This is a genomic window from Acinetobacter sp. Ver3 (assembly GCF_000632455.1).
Lineage (GTDB): Bacteria > Pseudomonadota > Gammaproteobacteria > Pseudomonadales > Moraxellaceae > Acinetobacter.
The window spans coordinates 40,890-61,848 of the sequence record NZ_JFYL01000003.1 but is presented as its reverse complement, the minus strand read 5'-3'; the positions used below and the strand labels follow the sequence as shown (position 1 = coordinate 61,848).

Sequence of the window (20,959 nt, the reverse complement as noted above, 5' to 3'; positions counted from 1 at the left end):
AGTGAACGATTGATTCATTTTGCAAACCAGATGATGAGAACCCTTTTTTGGAATTGCAATGGATAAGCAAATAGTATTTGAAGACGAACACATCAGAGCAATTTATTTAAAAGGAACAACAGAAACATTGGTTCTCTCTTTTGGTGACTTGATCAGTCGTGCCAAAGGCAATGCCATTAATGCTGAAAAATCCTTAGCCAAATATGACTACAATGTCATAGGTATCATGCCAAAACAAAAGTCATGGTTCCCATCACAGAGCATGCACGCTTTAATCGAGCAAATATCACCTTTGTTGAATCAATTTCAGCGTGTCGTGGCTTATGGTGGTTCTATGGGCGGCTACGCAGCGATTAAGTACAGTAAGCGATTAGGCGCAGCACGTGTGGTCTCTATGGTGCCACAATATTCAATTAATCCCGCTGAAATCGAAGACCGCCGTTATACTGATTTTTACGATCCTAACGTCAATGCTGACATGCAAATTGACGTGACAGATATTGCGTCCGATGCAGAATATATCGTGGTTTATGATCCTTACTTTGATCTGGATCGCGAGCACTATGAAAAGATTAAGCCACTTATTCCTCAACTCAATACACTTCATTTACCTTATACAGGCCATGATGCGGTTGCTGTATTAGCAAATTCTGCGTTATTGCATGATTTTATTGAACATGAATTTGATGCAACCTACTTTTATCGCCAGATTCGAGCAGTTAAAAAGAACAGTAAATTTTACTATCGAAGCGTGATCGCACATCTGCTTGGCACCCACAATGAAGCATTGGGAAATATTTTAAAAACCATCGATCTACAACTAGACAGTAGCTTTTTTGATGCCAGTCTTAAACAGACGATTACCCGTATTTTGCTGACCAATAAACGAGTTGATGAGCAAGATCTACAAAAGCTTGGTATTTCGATTCATTTGCCGTTTGAAAATAAAACACAACTTCATGACAGCTTTGGCAAAGTGTTGGTCTTTAACGTGATCACCCAAAAACTAGAAAGCTATGAACAACATGTGATTGATATTAATGGTAAATATATTATTCCATTACATGTGGAAAGTACTGGATTGGCCCAGATTGAAATTAAAAAACAGCACTATCTCATTTGTATGAATGATCGCCGTGTCACCAAATTGATCAAAATGGATGATGCGCTCAGTGCGGATATGAGCCCTTTGATTGTGAAAAAGGGCGAAGGTTTCTTTAGCATCAGTTATAAGCATCTCTATATGCACTGCGATGAGTTAGGAAACTGTATTTTTGAATCAGATACTGTTGGTGAAGCAGAAAAATTTTCAGTGGAGTAAGGCTGAATTTTTCACAGTAATTGATCAAAGCGCTTCGGCGCTTTTTTTATCTTTAAGTAAAAAAGATAGAGTGTGTGATAGGTCTCAATCTGTCATAAAAAGTGATATTGTTTAAAATTTACCCGTGTTTATTTTGTAACGAAAGCGACGGAATGGCTCTGTTTCGTTGCTAAGATCAGGCAATATATAACGAATTTGAATGATTCAAATGATGATGTATTCATGAATATCAGAATATTCATGCATCTTTCACGTGTCTACTTGAGCACAAAAAAACCCATATAAATGGAATTTAGGTGGGACAAATGAATAAAAAGAAAATTGCAAAAACTGAAACAGGAATGAATCCTCCAAAACAATCGCGTACACATCGTCGTGTTATGCAGGTGATTCAAACCGCTGAAAAACTTTTAGTTAAAATGGGCTTAGAGTCAATTTCAATTCCTGAAATTGCCAATGCTTCAAACATTCCAAGAGCGAGTATTTATCAGTTCTTTCCGACAAAATATGATTTGTTGCATCATATGGCACAGTTGCATTTGCAGAAACTAGTAAGCTTGCTCAAGGAAGCTGGTTTAAACGTCATACGCGAACATCCGCACGAAAGTATGGCGGCTTATGGTCGAATGGTGGCTGCAGCTGTGATTGAAACCACTGCCAAGTTTTATAATGAATCTGCTGTGGCACGATTATTAATATTGTCAGGTCCACTGAACCGACAAGTGTATTTACGTCATCAAATGGAACTCAAACAGTTCAGTCAAGATTTAAGAGATGCACTTAAAGCAATTCGGGTAGATGATTATTTACCGCAACAACCTGACAGTATGTTGATCATTATTGAAATGATCTTTACTTGTATGAAACATGGTTATTACACAGAAGATCGGATTTCTGAACGTATTTGTGAAGAGGCGTATCGTTTGGCGACTGCATATTTAAATGCACTAAAAGAAGGTCAATTTTCCCTAAAAGCACAGCGTGCAGCAACGACGCAATCTGAGACAAAAAACCAGTCAAATCAACTATTGTTGACTTACAATTAAGCTTACAATCAGTTGAATTATCATGAAAATCTTGCAGTCGAAATGCAGATAAATATTGCTGAGGTTCAACGTGAAAGCTGTTTTTTTGGATCAATTCTCTCTCGATCAGAATGATTTAGATTTTTCGGGGTGGTATCAAGTCTTTGATGAGGTAACATTCTTTGAGCGCACTGATCCAGATCAAGTGCTTGAACGCATTGCGGATGTAGATGTGGTGGTGACCAATAAAGTGGTGATTACGGCAGACATGATGCAAAAACGACCGCAGCTTAAATTAATTTTAATTTCTGCCACAGGCACCAATAATGTCGATTTAATCCAAGCAAAAGCTCAAAACATTGTGGTATGTAACTGTCAGGCATATGGTACTGCCGCTGTAGCTCAACATACCATGATGTTGATGCTCAACTTGGCAACGTCTTTTATTCAATATGATCGTGCAGTTCGTGCGGGTGAATGGAATAAAGCATCACAATTCTGTTTATTAGATTTCCCCATTGCTGAATTGAATGGTAAGACCTTAGGGATTTTGGGCTATGGTGAACTTGGTCAAGCCGTAGCGAAATTGGCTGAAGCCTTTGGTATGAAGGTGATTGTGGCTCATTTACCAGGACGACCTGCAGCCGCTGATCGTGTCAGTTTAGAAAGCTTGCTGCGTCAATCAGACTTTATTAGCTTACATTGTCCATTAACTGAAACAACACGCGACTTAATTGATGCAGAAGCATTCAGTCTAATGAAAGAAAGTGCATATTTAATTAATTGTGCCCGTGGTGGCATTGTGAATGAACAAGCATTGGCGGAAGCACTAATAAATCGGAGAATCGCAGGGGCAGCGACTGATGTATTGAGTATAGAACCGCCTCAGCAAGGCAATGTGTTATTGAATTCGGATATCCCTAATCTCATTATTACACCACACAGCGCATGGGGAAGCGTTGAAGCACGTCAACGCATTGTGCAACAAGTACAGGAAAACGCAGCTGCATTTAAAGCGGGTCAGCCGATCCGTCAAGTCAACTGAAGTTAAGCGATAAAAAAAGGTACTGTGAGAAGCACCTTTTTTCTTGAAGAGATATAAATAAACTCAACCTAATAAATAAACTCCACTTAGGTTTGAATAAAACGACATGGTTTAACGTGGGACACCTGCATCATTGTCATCTACAGCTGGACTAGAGGTGGTAGCTCCACTATTAGGTAAAGCAACACTTTGACGCTGAATGGTCGGTTCTGCTTCAGGTGCTTGATTTTGACTTGCTAGCGTAGTGTTGGCTGATTGCGCAGTTTCAAGGTTAACTGAATTTTCTTGAACGGGTAAAGCGACCGATGCAGTAGTTGGAGCCGGGGAGGCTGTGACAGCAGGTGCTGTCGTTGGGTTGGGTTGACTCAAACTGCCTCTTTCGATGGGAACACCACCTGCACCGACGAGGTTCTGTTTAGCATGCTGCACAGATTTAACAGCTGTATCTACGCCTTGACGAGCACCGTCACGTAATGCAACCGCTTTTTCATTGGTGAATTCTTTGGTGTTTTGCCAAGCTGAATCGACGGATGGTTTGATTTTAGCAATACCACGCTTGGTCGCATCATCAACGGTGTTGGCTGTATTTTGCAAAGTCTCTTGTGCTTTGACTGCAAGTACTTTGGCTAAATTTGGATTGTCACCGTAAGCAGGATTGTTGCCTGTTAAAGTAGAGTCTTGAGCAAATGTAGTTGCTGAGCATAGCGTAATACAACTTACCAGCATCGTTTTCATTATGTTCATGAAGGATCCTCTTCTCAGTTCTGTATGGGTGGCGCTGTGACTCAATCGTCTCATCTGTACAAAACTTTTGAATTTTTTATCAGTTTCCAAGCAAACTACATGAGCGATGGGGCTGTTTCAATGTTGAAATGTATCTGTAACGTTGTGCTTCGGCAGTTTTAATGATTAAAGCTACAATTTTTATTCATCTTGCATCGCTTAAAGGCTTTTAGGATACAACACCACATTGTGTGCATTGGATCGTGGACAACAAAATTAAAAGTAAAGTTTATCCTCCGATTCTAAGACAGGTGTTGATCAAACCAATATATTCAACATAAAAATGTCTGAGCATGGATTCATGCTCAGACGCTGTCTATAAGAAGTCTAAAAATCAATGCTTCAGATATTGAGTCGGGACTTTTGGTAAAACCACGCTTGATGGGTATTGTGAATTCGAATAGATCGAAATCGATCCCAAAAGCGATGAAGTTAAACTTGGTAATGGGGCAACGCCTTTCCATACATCACTGGAAACCACCGAAATTTGAATACGATGTCCTTTAGGAATAAGCGCAGCAGTTGCTGGAATCTCAACATTGACCAAGACTGGCTTGTTTTTGTCTAAAGGCTGAATATCCGATGCTTTAAATGTATGCCAAGGTTGAATCATTTGTCCTTTGATATAACGAGAACGTGATTCGTCAACTTTACGCATGGACGCTGTGATAATACCCGTGCTTAATGTTTTAGCATTGCCCGTTCTTGGGTCCACATCGGATACACGTACGACTAAACCACTGTCTTTAGAGCTGGATGAAATCCACAAGTCAGCTTGTATCGGTCCATTTAAATAATAGTCTTCAGTTAAAGGGACTGAGTTAAAGACCGAAGCAGGAATATTCGCTAAGTTGCTATTTTCCAGACATGGGAACGGTAGGATAGACGTTGCACCAATGAGAACTTGTTCAACAGTACTTGAGCATAAACCGAAAGCTGGCGCTTGTAATAAGTAGTTTTCACCAGAGCTTGACGTTGGTCGATCTTTTGCAAGATTTCCACGTGTATTTAAGAATAAACGATCAGGTTCTAATGCTACATGCGGCCAATCCGTGCTGACGACATAATCTTCATAACCGTGCACCCATTGTGTGACATTAGGTAGAGTTTCAGCGCCAGTGTTGATGCCTTTTAAATATTGATCAAACCATTGAAGTTGCATTTTGTCTAAACGCGGTACATTACCTTTAGGCAAACTTGGGAAAAGTTGTGCGGCTTGAATGTGTGCCCAAGGTCCAATAAAGGTTTTTACTGTGGTATGACCTTTTAATGCTTCATGCCAAAGCGGTTCACTGCGTTGGAACAAATCACGTGTACCCCCGACAATAAAAGTCGGAACTTTAATATTATTGGCTTGTTCTAACAACGATCGTTCTTGCCAAAAGTCATTATCAAAAGCATCAGCTTTGCCTTTTAGAGCATTGGCAAAAAGCGGTATTTGGAATTCTGTACTGTTAATAATTTTATCGAGTGCGGTCAGTTTTCCAGTAATCGGATCTTGCACCAAGGTATCAATCGGTAAAGTACCCAACAGTGTAATCAAACTCATCCAAAGTGGAATGAAGTTCGTATTTAGCTGTCCGCCATTGAAAAGAATATCACGGTACGCATCACCCATAGGTACGATGGGAAACGCTGCCTTGATCGCTGGATGTTGTGTCGCTGCACCCAGCATCGCCGTGATTCCTAAATAAGAAACGCCATATAAGCCGACATTTCCATCAGAGAAGCTTTGTTTACTTGACCAGTCAATAATTTCATAAGAATCTTGTTGTTCGACTTTGCCAAAAGCTTCCCACTTGCCTGTAGAGTTACCTGTTCCACGAACATCTGCAACGACTGTTGCATAGCCACGTTTCACCATTTCAGGGTCTGCACCACCTGCTATTGCTGAAACCTTACCTGCAACCCCTGCGCTATAGGCCGTTTGAATAACAATTACAGGGAATTTTGCATTGATAGGACGACCTGACTCATCCGCAGGGAGCGTGACATAAGTGGCGATTCGCGTTCCATCACGCATGGTAATCCACTGTGCTGGCAAGGTCACCGACTTAGGATATTCAGCAGGTCGATCATACAATTGCCATTGAGCATTGGCATTGGAAAGTAATGGGACTTGAGTTTGACTCGGAGATTGTCTAGTTCCGAGTCGGGTGTTTTTTAATGCAACGGGAGTACTTGGGAGTGTGACATCTGGGGAGGTCACTGGGTCGGGTTGAGGACTTAAATAGCTTAAGTCTGGTGTCACATTTGGTGTTGGATTAATTGTTTTATTTGCTATGCCGATGGTGGTCGCAAGTATCGTGACACCGATGCCAACAGCAGCATAGAAAGAATTTAGCAATTTCATTACATAATTCCTTTTTGTTTTTTCATTTTTTTAGTCGTGCTTGAGTGAAGAATGAAATATGCATAAAGCCAAATCGTTCCATTCATTTTATTGTTATGTCTCCTAATCTGATCAAAAAAGATAATTCAGATCAGGCTTCAATGTTGTATCACTGTTTAGTTTAACTAACAAGTTTGGGGCTTGCTGTTTGTCGGATTGGCAATGATGTTTTGATTAAGTATTTTATTTTTAATATAAAAAAATGTTTATTGGGTCAGTTTAAAAAATACAACTGTATATAAATTAATCATAATTTAGAAGATATTTCTTCTATCTGATTTCTAAAGAAAATTGTTGAAGGTGAGCACTTATGCCAATCAGGAACTGTGATTAAGAAATCATGAAGTAGCTTCATTCCAATTAAAAAAGCACAGTTGGTTTTAGCCAATTGTGCTTTTGTAGTTTACGAATGATCAGATGAATGGTGTTTAGCGTCTTAGAAATGTTCACACTGTTGAAGATTTTGCGCGTTAAAGTGGTTTTTTAGCGCGTTAAAGTTGGATTGTTTCGTCGAATCTTGAATATCAAATACGGTTTGTTTTTCTTCGACATCAGCATCTAAATTTGAATGAGCCGAAACCAGTTGCTCTCCTTGGAAGAACCAGTATTCAGTGGCTTTTCCTGTTTCAAAGTTGCCTGTAAATTCGATGAGGCAGTTGTCGTTTTGTTTAATGAGGCGAGCAATATTGTGTTGAGTTTCAGGTTCTACAGCAATGTTTTTATGTTGTTCTAATACGATAGGGGTATTGGGATTTGATGGAGCTGTTGAGCAAGCGCTAACAAATACAGCGATAAGAGAAATAAATACCGTTCCTTGGAATTGCATAAGATTCTTTCTTGTTCTTTGTGGTTAGTTTGATTATATGCAAAAGGGTAAAAGTTGGCTATAGAAACAATTTTAGCTATCTCAACATATGAACTGTATATTTGGAAAAGTTAAAAAAACAGTTAGTATTTTAAAGATTAAAAAATAAAGAGAAAAACATGTACTTACGTAACTTTCATATTAGGAATATAGGCCCACTTGCAAAAATCGATATAGAGTTTGAATTACAAGAAGACTCTACGCCTAAGCCAATAATATTGGTTGGGAAAAATGGATCTGGTAAAACCTATATGCTTTCTTATATTGCAGATGCTTTCTTTGAGTTCGCAAAGGAATTTTATTCTGATGTGGTAAATGGACAAGGTTATAGCTCTCCTTATTTTAAAATAATAACTGGTAAAGATATCAACACTCAGTCAACTGGTGGGGCAGCAATCTATTTGAGATTCCAGGATATTAACAAAAATGAGGAATTACATTTTGGACAGAATATAGCAAAGGAAGATCCAAAAGAGCTTTCTAATTTATATGGTAACAAGTTAGCTATTTCTGATAAAACTACGAAGAAGTCAGATATCAGTAAAGAAAAATCGGAGCAAATTTTTCAAGAAAATGTCTTTATATTTTTCCCTGTATTTAGAAGTGAAATTCCACATTGGTTGAATCAGAATGCTATTAATGATTTAGATATAAAAAACAAAGAGAAAATGCACAAAGAGTTAGCTCGAGAAATTCTTGTAATTCAAAGTTTAGATAGAAATATAACATGGTTGTTAAATGTACTATTAGACTCTAAACTAACTCTCGAGGAATCTGCATTGGCAAGCCAAACTAATCAGAGTGAGGAATTTCAAAGAAATATTAGAGTGAAGAATGCTTTTGATTATTCCTTAAAAAAAGTAAATGAAATTATTCAAACTATATTAGAAGATTCTACTGCAAAGATTCATTTAGGGTGGCGTAATAGAGCTGGTGAGAGATTAAGCATTTTAAAGAATAATGGAAGAATACCTTCAATTCAGCAGCTTTCTACGGGTCAGTTGCAATTGTTTAATATGTTTGTGACTATTATTAGGCATGCTGATAACAATGATGTGTCAAACAGTTTTCAATATGAAAAAATATCGGGAATTGTTGTTATAGATGAAATAGATGCTCACTTACATACAAAACATCAAAGTGAGATTCTGCCAAAACTAATAAAACTTTTTCCAAGAATTCAATTCATTGTCACTTCTCATTCGCCGCTATTTATTTTAGGAATGGAAAAAGAATTTGGCGCTGAAAACATCCAATTAATCGATTTACCTTCAGGAATGAATATCACTTCTGAGCGGTTCGGAGAGTTTGAAGAATCATTCAACTTTTATAAAGATACAGCAAAATTTGAAGAAACTTTACATAAAAAAATTCAAAAAACTCAAAAGCCTCTAATTTTGGTTGAAGGTGAAACAGATGTTAAATATTTGAAGAAAGCGTTGGAACTTTTTGAAAAAGAAGAATGGATTGAACTAGTACAAATTGATGAAGCAGGTTTATCCGAGCAAGGCGGGAGTAGGAACAGTGGGCAAGATAGTTTAAAGAAGGGTTTTGATTTTTTACTTACAAATAAAAAGTCTTTCCAACGTAAAGTTCTATTTCTATTTGATTGTGATTCTAAAAACTTTACTGAGTATAAAGATGAACATATTTTTAAAATGAAAGTGCCACATAACGGTGAGAATACAAAAGTTTTAAGTGGTGTAGAAAATTTACTTCCTGAATCATTATTTGAAATTAATTTTTATTCAAAAGAAGTTAAAGAAACAGGGGATGGAGGAAGAACCACTATCGAAAAATTAAAAAAACAAGAATTTTGTGATTTTGTATGTAATTCTAATGATAAAGAAATTTTTGAAAAATATAGAGAGTTTATATTCCCTATAATTGAAGAATTTTTAGCATCGTAAATAATAAAAAAACCCGCTCTAAAGCGGGTTTTTTAATGCTGAAAGCTTAGTGCTGTAACACTGAAATATCAGCCACTTTGGTAAACAAATCACGAAGCTGTGCAAGCATACGTAAACGGTTTGCTTTTAGGTCAGCATCATCTGCCATCACCATTACACCATCAAAGAACGCATCGACTGGCGCACGAAGTGCAGCAAGCGCAGACAATGCAGCAGTGTAGTCTTTGGCAGCAAATAACGGCTCAACGACAGGCGTAATTTTCGCAAGTTCAGCGAATAATGCTTTTTCAGCTTCTTCAACCAAGTTTGCTTCAACAACGTTTCCTTCAGGTGCAGCTTCTTTTGCAAGAATGTTTGCAACACGCTTATTCGCAGCAGCAAGCGCTGCAGCTTCAGGCAATGCACGGAAGTGATTTACCGCATTTACACGCTTGTCAAAATCAAGAGGAGATTTTGGTGACAATGCTTGAACAGCTTGAATCACATCAACAGCTACGCCTTGATCTTCGTATTTCGCACGGTAACGACCTTCAAGGAATGCAACAGCATCGTTTAGCGTCTTATCATGATCTTTTAATACATCGCCATAAGCCGCTAAAGCAAGTTTGATCAAGTCTTCAATCGATACATCAAGCTCGTTTTCAGTCACAAGACGTAAGATACCAATTGCAGAACGACGTAGTGCAAACGGGTCTTTAGAACCTGTAGGTGCTTGACCAATACCAAAAATACCTGTGAGCGTATCTAAACGGTCAGCAAGGGCAATCGTTGTACCTGTTTTGGTTTTCGGTAAAACGTCACCAGCAAACTTCGGTAGGTATTGCTCACCTAAAGACTCAGCCACTTCGTCATTTTCGCCTTCAAGACGTGCGTAGTAAGTGCCCGCAATCCCTTGAAGTTCAGGGAATTCACCCACGAGTTCAGAGGTTAAGTCACATTTTGCAAGAAGCGCAGCTTTTTCAGCGTCTTGAGGGTTTGCACCTGTAATTGGTGCTAAAGCAACAGCGAGTTTTGCAATACGTGTCGATTTGTCCCAAAGCGTACCCAATTCTGCTTGGAAGACCATGTTCGCCAATTTCTCTTTACGAGAAGCAAGCGGTTGTTTTTGGTCTTGTAAGAAGAAGAATTCAGCATCCGACAAACGTGGACGAACCACTTTCTCGTTACCTTCAATAATTTGTGTCGGGTCTTTCGACTCAATGTTTGACACAGTAATGAAGTACGGTTGAAGTTTATTGTCAGCGTTTACTAAGCAGAAGTACTTTTGGTTGTCCTGCATTGTTGTGATGAGTGCTTCTTGAGGAACAGCAAGGAAGCGTTCTTCGAAGCTTGCACGAAGTGCAACAGGCCATTCAACCAGTGCAGTCACTTCGTCACGTAAGTCGCTAGGTACAATCGCAATCGCATTTACTTCATCAGCTAAAGCTTTGACTTGACCGTCAATGATTGCTTGACGCTCTTCAAAGTTTGCCACAACGTAAGCCGCTTTTAACTTCGCTAAGTATTCATCAGCATGCGTTAAAGTAATTGCTTCAGGTGCATGGAAACGATGACCGAAAGTTACGTTACCTGCTTTGTGATCTTGAATTGTTGCATCAACAACGTCGTTGTCTTTAAGCAATACCACCCATTTTACTGGACGTACAAATTCGGTACGGCTTGCCGCTGAACGCATACGTTTCGCAATTGGAAGATTGTCCAATGCATTTTGTAAAATTTGTGGAAGTAAAGCATCAAGGCTTTGACCTTTGACATCTTTTAAGTAGCAAACTTTTTCGACTTTACCCGCTTGAAAAGTCGAGATTTGATCAACCGTGATGCCTTGACCACGCATAAAGCCTTCAAGCGCTTTAGTTGGGTTACCTTCAGCATCAAACGCTGCTTGTTTCGCAGGGCCATCAAAACGTTTTTGCGTGTCCGCTTGCGCGCCATCAACGTTTACGATTTTCAGGGCAAGACGACGTGGTGCTGCATAGGCTTCGATCGAGTCGAATGCAAGACCTGCATCTTTTAAGCCTTTTACAGTTTCAGCTTGCAGTGCATCACGTAATTTTTTTAAGCTTTTTGGTGGAAGTTCTTCACAACCTAATTCGAACAAAACGGTATGTTTAGACATTATTTGCTCTCCTCAGATTTTGCTTCTGCTTCAACTTGTGCCTTTAACTGTGCCAATACTTCATCACGTAATGCTGGTTCTGCCATTGGGAAACCAAGTTCCGCACGTGCAGCCACATAAGCATTTGCAATTGAACGTGCCAATGTGCGTACACGTAAGATATAACGCTGACGTTCTGTCACAGAAATCGCACCACGCGCATCGAGTAAGTTAAAGCTATGCGACGCTTTAACCACTTGCTCATACGCAGGAAGTGGAAGTTTTGCTTCGATTAAACGTGTTGCTTCAGTTTCATAGAAGTCGAAGAGTTCAAACAGTTTATCAACAGGTGCGTATTCAAAGTTATAAGTCGACTGTTCAACTTCATTTTGATGGAATACATCACCATAAGTCACTGTACCAAACTGACCTTTAGTCCAAACCAAATCGTAAACTGAGTCTACACCTTGCAAGTACATTGCAAGACGCTCTAAACCGTAAGTGATTTCTCCAGTAACAGGGTAGCACTCAACACCACCGACTTGTTGGAAGTAAGTGAACTGAGTCACTTCCATGCCGTTTAACCATACTTCCCAACCTAAGCCCCACGCGCCAAGCGTTGGAGATTCCCAATTGTCTTCTACGAAACGAATGTCGTGTACCAACGGATCAATTCCGATCGCTTTAAGCGAGTCAAGATACAACTGTTGGATGTTGTCTGGGTTTGGCTTAAGTACCACTTGGAATTGGTAGTAATGTTGCAAACGGTTTGGGTTTTCACCATAACGACCATCTTTCGGACGACGTGAAGGTTGAACGTATGCAGCGTTCCAAGTTTCAGGCCCTAATGCGCGTAGGAAAGTTGCAGTGTGGAATGTACCTGCACCCATTTCCATGTCGTAAGGCTGTAACACGACGCAGCCTTGCTCCGCCCAGTAGTTTTGTAAGGCAAGAATTAAGCCTTGGAAGGTATCAATATGCGATATGGCGCGACTCATGGTCATCCACTTAAAATTAGAGAAAAATTGTGCTTGATTATAAGGATTTTACAGGGGAGTGGCAAAGGGTTAATACGCTGAAAATATTTTGGAAAAAATTAAAATGGTCTTGATTCATGCCAGATTTTGCGCGGCTTTGCTGCAATTTTATGCTAGATCAGCAATGGGGTGAGATCTAAAAATCAGGAATAAATCAGATGTATAACATCCTGTTCACTGAAGCGCGATAAAGTTAAACTGATCTCATACGATTGCGGTCTTAGAATTAGTTCAATCTTCACACAATATAATAATGCCTAATAATAAGGAACTTCATGACCACTTACCAAATTCAGTGTCATTTGAAATACAAGATTGTGCAACCTACCGAATTTATTTTTATGGTTCAGGTCGCCCATCATCCCGATCAGAATATTCTCGAAGAACAGCTCACCATGAATATGCCGGTCAAATGGCATGAATTTCGGGATGCTCAGCATCAAAACCGTCATATCCGGTTGCAACTCGAGCCTTGTGAGGCATTTGAACTGAATTATAGCGCGACAGTTACCCGTCAGCCGTGCATTCCTGTTGATCTGAGACAAAACCTGAATGAAGTCAAAATTCCAGACCTGCCGGATGAAGTACTACCTTATTTGCTGGCCAGCCGCTATTGCAATTCAGATTTATTACTAGAAATGGCGAAACGCTCATTTGGCTGGATGACACCCGGCTATACGCGTGTAAAAGCCATCGAACAGTGGATTTATAACAATATTTTTTATGTCTCTGGCTGCTCTGACCAGTTTACGACTGCGACGGATGTACTGATCCACCGGGCGGGGGTATGCCGTGACTTTGCCCATTTAGGCATTGCGCTGTGCCGTGCTTTAGGAATTCCGGCACGCATGGTAGTCGGTTATGTGGAAATTGAAAAGTTTTTACCTGATTTTCATGCCATTTTTGAAGCCTATCTGGAAGGAGGATGGGTGCAGTTTGATCCGACCCGTTTAGCTCCAGTCGACGAGCTGATTCGCATTGGCACCGGGGTAGATGCCGGAGATGTGGCATTCTCAACCTATTATGGTCAGGTCGAGCTGCTTAAAATCGAGCCTCTGATTAAACCTGAATGCGATAGCGGCGCTGAGGCTAAAATTACCTGACATGAATGATCTTATTGAAAATCCTATGAGGAGTTGAACCGTAAAAGAGAACTAGATGGATGACTGTTGCCTGGAGAGAGACTTGGCTTTTTAAACAGCATCCATTTAAGTGTAATTAAAAGATATAAAATGAATACATCTTTAAAGCGACTAGTTTTATAATGAGCAAAATCTGTAAACATTAAAATCAGGCGCGCCGTGTTCCATTCCAATCTTGACTGGCTCAATACCTTAAAACCGAATTTTAAAGTTCTTCCACTCAAAGACCGTTTACTCTGCGGTATTGGGGCACTACTGGGTCTCACGGTATCGTCATTACTGAGTTTATGGATTCTGGGTGATTTTGAAGCCTGGTATATTGCGCCGATGGGGGCCTCATCTGTGCTGCTGTTTGCAGTTCCGGCCAGTCCCTTGGCACAGCCCTGGAATATTCTGGTAGGTAATACTATTGCTGCGGTAGTGGGTGTGACCTGTGCCTTGTTTATTGCCAGTCCGACTGAAGCTTTTAGTCTGGCGGTGGCCTTGGCCATTATCCTGATGATGACCACAGATTCCCTACATCCACCCAGTGGTGCTGTCGCCATTACGGCGGTACTCGGCGGCAATGCGGTCCATGAACTCGGCTATGCTTTCGTTTTCTATCCGGTGCTGCTGAATTCGATCTTATTGATGGTAATTGCGATCGTCTTTAATCGAATGATTGGCAAGCGTTATCCGCAGCAGGCGCAATTGAATACCCGTTCCAAAGATCCGACCCCGACCCAGAAAGTCACTATTCAGCCGCAAGATATTCAGGAAGTACTAGATCAGCAAACCGAGCTGCTGGACATTAGTGAATATGACCTGCAAAAGATTATTCTGGAAGCGCAGGACCGAGCCAATGCCCGTGCGGTCAACCAGTTTACTTGTCAGGACATTATGACCAAAGACGTGGTGACCTTGCATGCCAATGATGATATTCAGCATGCACTGGACAAGTTTAAGCAGATGAACCTGATGAGCCTGCCGGTGGTTAATGCGGAAGGCAAGCTGGTGGGAACGCTGGCCATGTATCAGGTGGTAGAATGGTTTAAACGTGCTGCAGATGTGCGCAGCAGCTGGGAACATCAGGTCAAACATATTATGACCCGCAAGGTAGTCACAGTGCAGCCATTGCAGCCGATTCAGGATCTGGTGCCCTATTTTGTGGAACGTTCTTTTAACTATATCCCGGTAGTGAGCGAGCAGCGTCTGGTCGGAATTATTAGCCGTGCAGATATTATCGCTGCCCTGAATCAGGAACTAAACCATTTTAAAATGAGAGCTTAAAACTGTTTTAGATTGTCCTAAAAAGCACCCAAGGGTGCTTTTTATTTGGAATCTGGATTTATTTAAACTTAGATAAAGAACCAGTAAATAAACAGGGAAACCAAGAAAATACACATGATATTCAGGACAAAGCCGACTTTCATCATTTCACTTTGTTGAATATGGCCAGTACCAAACACAATCGCATTCGGTGGTGTCGCAACAGGAAGCATAAATGCACAAGAAGCACCAATGCCGATCACAATAACTAAAATTTCCTTAGGCATGCCCATTTGATCTGCAATCGCTGCAAATACTGGTACTAACAGTGCAGCTGATGCAGTGTTACTGGTGAATTCAGTCAAGAAGATAATGAACGTAGCGACGACGAAAATAATGAGGAGTGGGGAGGCATCACCAAAGGCATTGGCAAGCGTTTGACCAAGCACCAATGAACTGCCTGAATCTTTTAAAATTGCACTGAGGGTTAAACCACCTCCAAATAGAAATAAGACGCCCCAATCTGTATTTTCAGCGACTTGTTTCCATGTTGCAGTACCGATAATCACGACCAAGCATGCTGCTAACACAGCAATCCAGGTATCAGGTTGAGTGATACCAAAAGTATCGGTGAGCTTTTTACTGAAGATCCAAGCGATAGCTGTGCAGACAAACAATATCATTGTTGCAATTCGGGTGCCTGTCCAAGGGATATCCTCAGTCACAAATTGCACTTTATGATTGAGCTTAGGTCTAAGTACCAGATAAAGACTCAAGAGCATGGCAGGTAAAATAAGAAGCATCATCGGTAAACCGATTTTCATCCAATCTGCAAAATCATAGTCTAAAGCTTTTGCTGCAATTGCATTTGGTGGAGAGCCAACCATGGTCCCTAAGCCACCAATACTTGCAGAATAGGCAATACCTAACAGGATAAAAACAAATGTTTTTCGATCTCGACTGACATCTAAATGTGAAAGTAAACCAAGGGCAAGTGGAAGCATCATTGCTGCAGTCGCCGTATTTGAAATCCACATAGATAAAAGTGCTGTTACAGCAAAAATCGCTATTACAGAGATGCCGAGATGACCACCAGACATAGAGATGATCCACATCGCAATTTTTTTATCGAGCTTTTGAATATGCAGCGCGGTCGCTAATGCGAAGCCACCAAAAAATAAAAAAATCACAGGATCTGCAAATGTAGCTAATGCCGCTTGTGTTGTGATTGGTATAAGCTCATCGCCTTTAGCCATAGGCATCGCGAGAAGAACTGCGAGTACGGGTACCAATAGGGCGGTAATCGTGATGTGGATGGCCTCAGTCAGCCATAAAATGCCGATAAAGCAGAGTAATGCCAAACCTTTATTGGCATTTTCATCATAGGGTAAGACTTGATAGAGTCCATAAGAAATAAAAGCGGCGATCAATATCAACACCCAACCTTTGATGAGCCCTTTAGGCATCATGTTGGTTGGGGTCGCGAGTTGTTCCGTCATATTCGCTCCTTTTGAATGTCGCTATAGGTTTTATAGTTGCATCTATTAAACTTCTTAATTCTGAAGAATGAATATCCTTATCACTTTTCAAAATATACTATTTAAACAATGAAATCGATTGTTCTAATAAATTATAGCTTTGCCACAGGGCTTGAATACCGAGCAAAAGTAATAGGATCAATACTGTATTTTTAAAAAACTGTTGAGAGATGTGTTGCCTGATCAGTCCGCCGATCCATACCCCAAATATTGCAAAAACACAGATCAACATGACTAAAAGTTGTTGATGCTCATCAATATTGACCAAAATTGGGTAAAGTAGAAGGAGTTGTATCAATTTGCTGGCGATAAAGCTTAAATTACTCACGATCACAATATCGGTTTTACTCAGCTGACAGCTGAGTAAATACATCATTAGAAATGGTGCCATTGCATTGGTAGCACCACCGATAATGCCTGCTAACAGACCGAATATCAGCATATTGAGCACTGACGGGCTGACGGTGAATGAATGTTGTCGTAATTGATCAATCACATACAGCACCATCACCATGCCAAGTAAAAGCTTTAAATAACCTTCATTGAGCCACAATAAAAGTTTTACCCCAAGCAGACTGCCAACTAAGCTACTTAGAATAAGGGGGAAAAATCTTATGCTGTAGTGTTGAATGCTCTGCCATATTGAATACTGAGGGTGAGCAGTTAGCAGAATTAAATTTAAAATGAGGCAGGGAAGAATGACCAAAGTGACAGCGAGGCTGAGCGGGAGTTGAGTAGAGAGTACGGCGGTACTCATCATGGGAAAGCCGAAACCGCTCAGGCCATGTAATAATGCGGCCAGTGCGCATAGCCACAATACCATCCATTCCGACTGTGCCATTGATTGTCCATATTTGTTGTTTTGTTCAAGTTAGCGCTATTTTGAGAAAGATGCAAAATGAGAATAAAAAAAACACGATAATTGGGGGAAATTATCGTGTTGAAAAACTCACCCGAGGTTGTGTGGGTGATTGAGGGTAAACTCAAGTTAAAGCGGTGATCTGTCCTGATGTACAGTGCGCATTGGACGATCATAAGTATCTGAATGTTCGTGCTGAACTTTATTTTTTGGCATCACTAACCAAAGCACTAAGTACACTAAAATTCCTGGAAATGCAGCGCTCATCACTGACACTAGAACAAAAATAATTCGTAATAAATTCGCATTCCAACCAAAACGTTCAGCAATACCGCCCATCACACCAGCAATCATGTTAGAGCGGTTTGAGCGATATAAACCAACATTGGCCATTGAGTTCTCCTTTAGAACCTAAAATAGTCATGAAATAGACTTCGCAATTTCTCTTTAACGTTTGTCTATACATTTTATATGGAGAATAATTTTTAGTTTTAAAGGAGATTATTCACAAAATATCGTAATTTTATGTAATGAAAAAGATAAAACCTTGATGTGGTATAGGTTCTGGATAATTAGACAGAACATGCTAATACTTGTATATCCCTATTTTATAAGGATAATATTTTTATACATCGCAATTTATGAAATGGCTCAAGATATAAAATGATGAATTTAAATTTTAAAGTTCATTCAATCTCAATGTTCAGCATTATCGCCATCATGAATATTGCACTTGCAGCATGTAGCCAGAATGAATCGCCACACATTGAACACATCAACCAAATTCAGGAGTCGCATACGCCTGAGTCTTCTAACTCATTAACGAATGTTGCTGGTAAGGCACGGCCTCCAGTTCAAGAGAAAGCGGATACAACACCGCAGTCTGTTGCTAAAGAATGGCAAAAATTTGTAGGTCGTTACCAAACCACGATGCAATGTGATGATGGCTTTGCTCGTTGTGATAAGGGTGAAGCTGAGTTTATTATCAATTTATTGGCTGATGGCACAGCTCATCGTATTTTTATGCATCGTGGTAAGGTTGAATTTACAACGCAACGTCAATATCGCCAAGACCGTTGGTTGTACGATCCGCATCACCATCAAATCATTATTTTGAGAGAGAGTGGGGTTCAATTTTTTTACGATTTGGATGAGCAGGGTAATATGGTCATGGATCTTGATAAAATTGCCAATGCAACGCAAGTGAACCAAACTTTTTTTAAAGACAATCCGCTTCCGTCACGTGCATATACTTTGCAACGTCAAAAGCTTTGAAGATATAAGAATTGATACTCTATGAGGGTTGCTTGTATTATATTTCAGGCAATAAAAAAGCCTTTCAAGATGAAAGGCTTTTTTAAGAATCTGGTGGGTCGTCCGCGACTCGAACGCGGGACCAACGGATTAAAAGTCCGCTGCTCTACCAACTGAGCTAACGACCCATAGGGTTTCAAAATAAGTGGTGGGTCGTCCGCGACTCGAACGCGGGACCAACGGATTAAAAGTCCGCTGCTCTACCAACTGAGCTAACGACCCATCTCGTTTTGATGTTGCGTATTTTAGCAAGTTATTTGAGTAGCGCAAGTAAAAAATATAAAACTTTGTTACGTTTGGCTAGAAATGACACAATTTCGTGTTTTCTAGCCAAAAAACAATCGATTTTAGCTTAAAAACGATATTTATACTGTTCAATATTTTTCAGAATCTCTTCATTTAAATCGCAATATGCATCTTCATTTGGTAATAAAACCAAAATACGATCTGAAGTTTTGTCTGGAAAATAAGCTTCTTCCTTTAACTTACTCTTTTGATATTTAAATGTTCCTGTAGTTTCGAGTGTTTTCTGTACACGTAAGAACACTGGAACTGCATAGCTAGGCAAAGACTTCTTAAAGAACTGAGCCATATCGGATAAATCTTGCTCATTTAGTTCAGCACCTTCTGCTAAAGTGATGGCTGCCATACCTGCACGACCGTTAGTATTTGGAATCTCAACGCCGTATACCACTGCTTCTGTGATCTTTTCATAATCACTACAAATATTTTCAACCTCAGTTGTAGAGACATTCTCACCTTTCCAGCGGAAGGTATCACCGAGACGGTCAACAAATTGAGCATGGCGGCACCCGATATCTCGCACGAGGTCACCTGTGATGAAATAAGAATCTCCTTTGGTAAAAACATCATGCATGATCGAGGATTTATTCTTTTCTGGATCGGTATAACCATCAAAGGGCGAGCGATTGGTAATTTTACCAATCAATAAGCCTGTTTCACCTTTTTTGACTTTAATACAATGACCTTTTGCATCACGAATAGGAGCTTCTTTTTCCTTGTCATATTGGATAATGGCATAAGGAATAGGAGAGAAACCTACGGTATTGTCGAAGTTTAAAATATTGGAAAAGCCGACATTGCCTTCACTTGAAGCATAAAGTTCGAGTACTTCTTCAATGCCAAAGCGATTTTTAAATTTATCCCAAATATTTGGACGCATGCCGTTACCAATCATCTTGGTGACGCGATGATTGCGATCTTGGTGTGATTCAGGTGCATCTAGAAGATAGCGACATAGCTCACCAACATAACCAATTGCTGATGCATTAAATTTTTGAACATCTTTCCAAAAAGAAGAGGTTGAGAACTTACGACGAATCGCTAGTGTCGAACTACCAGCAATTACACCACACCAGCACACTACCATGCCTGTAGCATGATAAAGCGGTAAAGTGACATACATAACGTCATCTTTATTTAGATTGAGGACATGACCATATGTGCCATACGCTAACATCCAACGACTATTGGTAAAGACTACGGCTTTTGGTAAACCTGTTGTGCCAGACGTATAGATGTAGAATAAGCCGTCAGCACCAGTCACCTTATGTGTTTCAGCTAGATTATCTTTAGATTCAGATAAAATTTCTTGTGCAAGATTATGATAGCCTTCAGGTGCTTGACCAGCATTTTGGCGTGTATTTTGATCAGCAAACCAATAGAGCTTATCTTTTGCGACAGTCAGTTGTTCGCGTACTTCATCGACAGCTTCACGGCATTCTTCACCGACAATTACGCCGATTGGTTTAACCAAATTAATACTATGGGTAAGTACCTTACCTGTTTGAGACGTATTGACGAGCGCTGAAACAACCCCAATTTTTGCAAGACCAATGACGGTGGCAATAAGTTCACTACGGTTTTCAACAATAACCGCAATCACATCACCTTTTTTTGCACCCTGAGTGATGTAGTAGTGTGCAATTTGGTTTGCCCAATCATTTAGTTGTTGGTAGGTATATTTCTGATCTTCACATAACAGCGCAATACCTTGAGGATTTTTTTGCGCTGCACGCTCAAAAGCGAGGGCAAGACCTGCTGGCGTTTTAGGAGTACGTAAATAAGCCTGTTTGAGCCCGACAAGAATATTTGGCAACTTCGTGACCAAATGTGGGAGTCGTGCTGCTACGTCTTTGATTCCAATGAGATCGTTTTGATAAGTCTGGCTCATACTGGTCCTATTTTTTGTGATATTCCGTTTAGTCTTTAATTTTTCGCAAGTTTTTTACTTGGTTTTGTCACTGAATATCTTATCCATTTTGAAAAATTGATCAATTCTGAACAGGATTTTTCAGTCAAAACTTTAAAGACCATAACAAAAAAACCTAGCCACCGTAATGACTAGGTTTGTCAAAAGCTAAT

Annotated in this window: 16 protein-coding genes and 2 tRNA genes; 7 read left to right on the top strand and 11 right to left on the bottom strand. The window is 40.1% G+C overall.

Going from position 1 to position 20,959, the window contains the following annotated elements; genetic code table 11:
• Positions 1-58 precede the first annotated feature (58 nt).
• From CL42_RS01595 to CL42_RS01585, 3 genes are all read left to right on the top strand, one after another.
• Complete coding sequence (locus CL42_RS01595; protein WP_035264244.1) at positions 59-1,321, top strand: hypothetical protein; 1,263 nt, start codon at positions 59-61, stop codon at positions 1,319-1,321.
• A gap of 305 nt (positions 1,322-1,626) precedes the next feature.
• Positions 1,627-2,367 (top strand): TetR/AcrR family transcriptional regulator, encoded by a 741-nt coding sequence (locus CL42_RS01590; RefSeq protein WP_081403222.1) that lies wholly within the window; start codon positions 1,627-1,629, stop codon positions 2,365-2,367.
• Between the two features lie 70 nt (positions 2,368-2,437).
• Positions 2,438-3,391 (top strand): 2-hydroxyacid dehydrogenase, encoded by a 954-nt coding sequence (locus CL42_RS01585; RefSeq protein WP_035264243.1) that lies wholly within the window; start codon positions 2,438-2,440, stop codon positions 3,389-3,391.
• A 111-nt stretch (positions 3,392-3,502) separates the two neighbouring features.
• Here the strand turns inward: CL42_RS01585 and CL42_RS01580 are convergent, their stop codons facing one another.
• The 3 genes from CL42_RS01580 to CL42_RS01570 form a co-directional block, all read right to left on the bottom strand.
• On the bottom strand, positions 3,503-4,135 hold the full coding sequence (locus CL42_RS01580; RefSeq protein WP_155756940.1) for a hypothetical protein: 633 nt from the start codon (positions 4,133-4,135) through the stop codon (positions 3,503-3,505).
• A 373-nt stretch (positions 4,136-4,508) separates the two neighbouring features.
• A complete protein-coding gene (locus CL42_RS01575; protein WP_081403221.1) occupies positions 4,509-6,527 on the bottom strand; it encodes a CocE/NonD family hydrolase in 2,019 nt (672 codons plus the stop codon).
• 475 nt (positions 6,528-7,002) lie between these two features.
• A complete protein-coding gene (locus CL42_RS01570) occupies positions 7,003-7,392 on the bottom strand; it encodes a hypothetical protein (RefSeq protein WP_035264242.1) in 390 nt (129 codons plus the stop codon).
• A gap of 158 nt (positions 7,393-7,550) precedes the next feature.
• On the opposite strand from CL42_RS01570, the gene CL42_RS01565 reads away from it, so the two are divergent.
• Positions 7,551-9,341 carry an AAA family ATPase gene (locus tag CL42_RS01565; RefSeq protein ID WP_035264220.1) on the top strand — a complete coding sequence of 597 codons (1,791 nt, stop codon included), beginning with the start codon at positions 7,551-7,553 and terminating at the stop codon, positions 9,339-9,341.
• A 46-nt stretch (positions 9,342-9,387) separates the two neighbouring features.
• Here CL42_RS01565 and glyS read toward each other — a convergent pair whose 3' ends face one another.
• The gene (glyS, locus tag CL42_RS01560; RefSeq protein ID WP_035264218.1) at positions 9,388-11,457 is read right to left on the bottom strand and encodes a glycine--tRNA ligase subunit beta; all 2,070 of its coding nucleotides are present in this window, start codon (positions 11,455-11,457) and stop codon (positions 9,388-9,390) included.
• Positions 11,457-12,434 carry a glycine--tRNA ligase subunit alpha gene (glyQ, locus tag CL42_RS01555; RefSeq protein ID WP_035264216.1) on the bottom strand — a complete coding sequence of 326 codons (978 nt, stop codon included), beginning with the start codon at positions 12,432-12,434 and terminating at the stop codon, positions 11,457-11,459. The genes glyS and glyQ overlap by 1 nt, the downstream gene beginning before the upstream one ends.
• A 314-nt stretch (positions 12,435-12,748) precedes the next feature.
• On the opposite strand from glyQ, the gene CL42_RS01550 reads away from it, so the two are divergent.
• Positions 12,749-13,576: a transglutaminase-like domain-containing protein gene (locus tag CL42_RS01550; RefSeq protein WP_035264213.1), complete on the top strand. Its 828-nt coding sequence runs from the start codon at positions 12,749-12,751 to the stop codon at positions 13,574-13,576.
• Positions 13,577-13,774: 198 nt separating this feature from the next.
• Positions 13,775-14,884, top strand: a complete 1,110-nt coding sequence (locus CL42_RS01545) for an HPP family protein (protein WP_035264211.1) — start codon at positions 13,775-13,777, stop codon at positions 14,882-14,884.
• A gap of 68 nt (positions 14,885-14,952) precedes the next feature.
• Here CL42_RS01545 and CL42_RS01540 read toward each other — a convergent pair whose 3' ends face one another.
• From CL42_RS01540 to CL42_RS01530, 3 genes are all read right to left on the bottom strand, one after another.
• A complete protein-coding gene (locus tag CL42_RS01540; RefSeq protein ID WP_035264209.1) occupies positions 14,953-16,362 on the bottom strand; it encodes an SLC13 family permease in 1,410 nt (469 codons plus the stop codon).
• Positions 16,363-16,459: 97 nt separating this feature from the next.
• Positions 16,460-17,242: a sulfite exporter TauE/SafE family protein gene (locus CL42_RS01535; RefSeq protein WP_035264205.1), complete on the bottom strand. Its 783-nt coding sequence runs from the start codon at positions 17,240-17,242 to the stop codon at positions 16,460-16,462.
• A gap of 147 nt (positions 17,243-17,389) precedes the next feature.
• Entirely contained in the window at positions 17,390-17,653 is a 264-nt protein-coding gene (locus CL42_RS01530) for a PspC domain-containing protein (RefSeq protein WP_035264203.1), read from the bottom strand.
• Between the two features lie 270 nt (positions 17,654-17,923).
• Here CL42_RS01530 and CL42_RS01525 point away from each other — a divergent pair, with 270 nt between their 5' ends.
• Positions 17,924-18,535, top strand: coding sequence for a hypothetical protein (locus CL42_RS01525; protein ID WP_051586498.1), 612 nt, complete (start codon positions 17,924-17,926; stop codon positions 18,533-18,535).
• Positions 18,536-18,626: 91 nt separating this feature from the next.
• Here CL42_RS01525 and CL42_RS01520 read toward each other — a convergent pair.
• From CL42_RS01520 to CL42_RS01510, 3 genes are all read right to left on the bottom strand, one after another.
• A tRNA-Lys gene (locus CL42_RS01520) sits at positions 18,627-18,702 on the bottom strand.
• Positions 18,703-18,720: 18 nt separating this feature from the next.
• Positions 18,721-18,796, bottom strand: a tRNA-Lys gene (locus CL42_RS01515).
• Between the two features lie 130 nt (positions 18,797-18,926).
• Complete coding sequence (locus CL42_RS01510) at positions 18,927-20,768, bottom strand: long-chain-acyl-CoA synthetase (RefSeq protein WP_035264202.1); 1,842 nt, start codon at positions 20,766-20,768, stop codon at positions 18,927-18,929.
• Positions 20,769-20,959 lie beyond the last annotated feature (191 nt).

What these genes read in the sequence shown, in the direction of transcription:
- CL42_RS01535 (WP_035264205.1), bottom strand. Translation starts at nt 17,242, where the DNA reads ATGGCACAGTCGGAATGGATGGTATTGTGGCTATGCGCACTGGCCGCA.
- CL42_RS01575 (WP_081403221.1), bottom strand. Translation starts at nt 6,527, where the DNA reads ATGAAATTGCTAAATTCTTTCTATGCTGCTGTTGGCATCGGTGTCACG.
- CL42_RS01525 (WP_051586498.1), top strand. Translation starts at nt 17,924, where the DNA reads ATGATGAATTTAAATTTTAAAGTTCATTCAATCTCAATGTTCAGCATT.
- CL42_RS01565 (WP_035264220.1), top strand. Translation starts at nt 7,551, where the DNA reads ATGTACTTACGTAACTTTCATATTAGGAATATAGGCCCACTTGCAAAA.
- CL42_RS01530 (WP_035264203.1), bottom strand. Translation starts at nt 17,653, where the DNA reads ATGGCCAATGTTGGTTTATATCGCTCAAACCGCTCTAACATGATTGCT.
- CL42_RS01590 (WP_081403222.1), top strand. Translation starts at nt 1,627, where the DNA reads ATGAATAAAAAGAAAATTGCAAAAACTGAAACAGGAATGAATCCTCCA.
- CL42_RS01540 (WP_035264209.1), bottom strand. Translation starts at nt 16,362, where the DNA reads ATGACGGAACAACTCGCGACCCCAACCAACATGATGCCTAAAGGGCTC.
- CL42_RS01595 (WP_035264244.1), top strand. Translation starts at nt 59, where the DNA reads ATGGATAAGCAAATAGTATTTGAAGACGAACACATCAGAGCAATTTAT.
- CL42_RS01550 (WP_035264213.1), top strand. Translation starts at nt 12,749, where the DNA reads ATGACCACTTACCAAATTCAGTGTCATTTGAAATACAAGATTGTGCAA.
- glyQ (WP_035264216.1), bottom strand. Translation starts at nt 12,434, where the DNA reads ATGAGTCGCGCCATATCGCATATTGATACCTTCCAAGGCTTAATTCTT.
- CL42_RS01510 (WP_035264202.1), bottom strand. Translation starts at nt 20,768, where the DNA reads ATGAGCCAGACTTATCAAAACGATCTCATTGGAATCAAAGACGTAGCA.
- CL42_RS01570 (WP_035264242.1), bottom strand. Translation starts at nt 7,392, where the DNA reads ATGCAATTCCAAGGAACGGTATTTATTTCTCTTATCGCTGTATTTGTT.
- glyS (WP_035264218.1), bottom strand. Translation starts at nt 11,457, where the DNA reads ATGTCTAAACATACCGTTTTGTTCGAATTAGGTTGTGAAGAACTTCCA.
- CL42_RS01580 (WP_155756940.1), bottom strand. Translation starts at nt 4,135, where the DNA reads ATGAACATAATGAAAACGATGCTGGTAAGTTGTATTACGCTATGCTCA.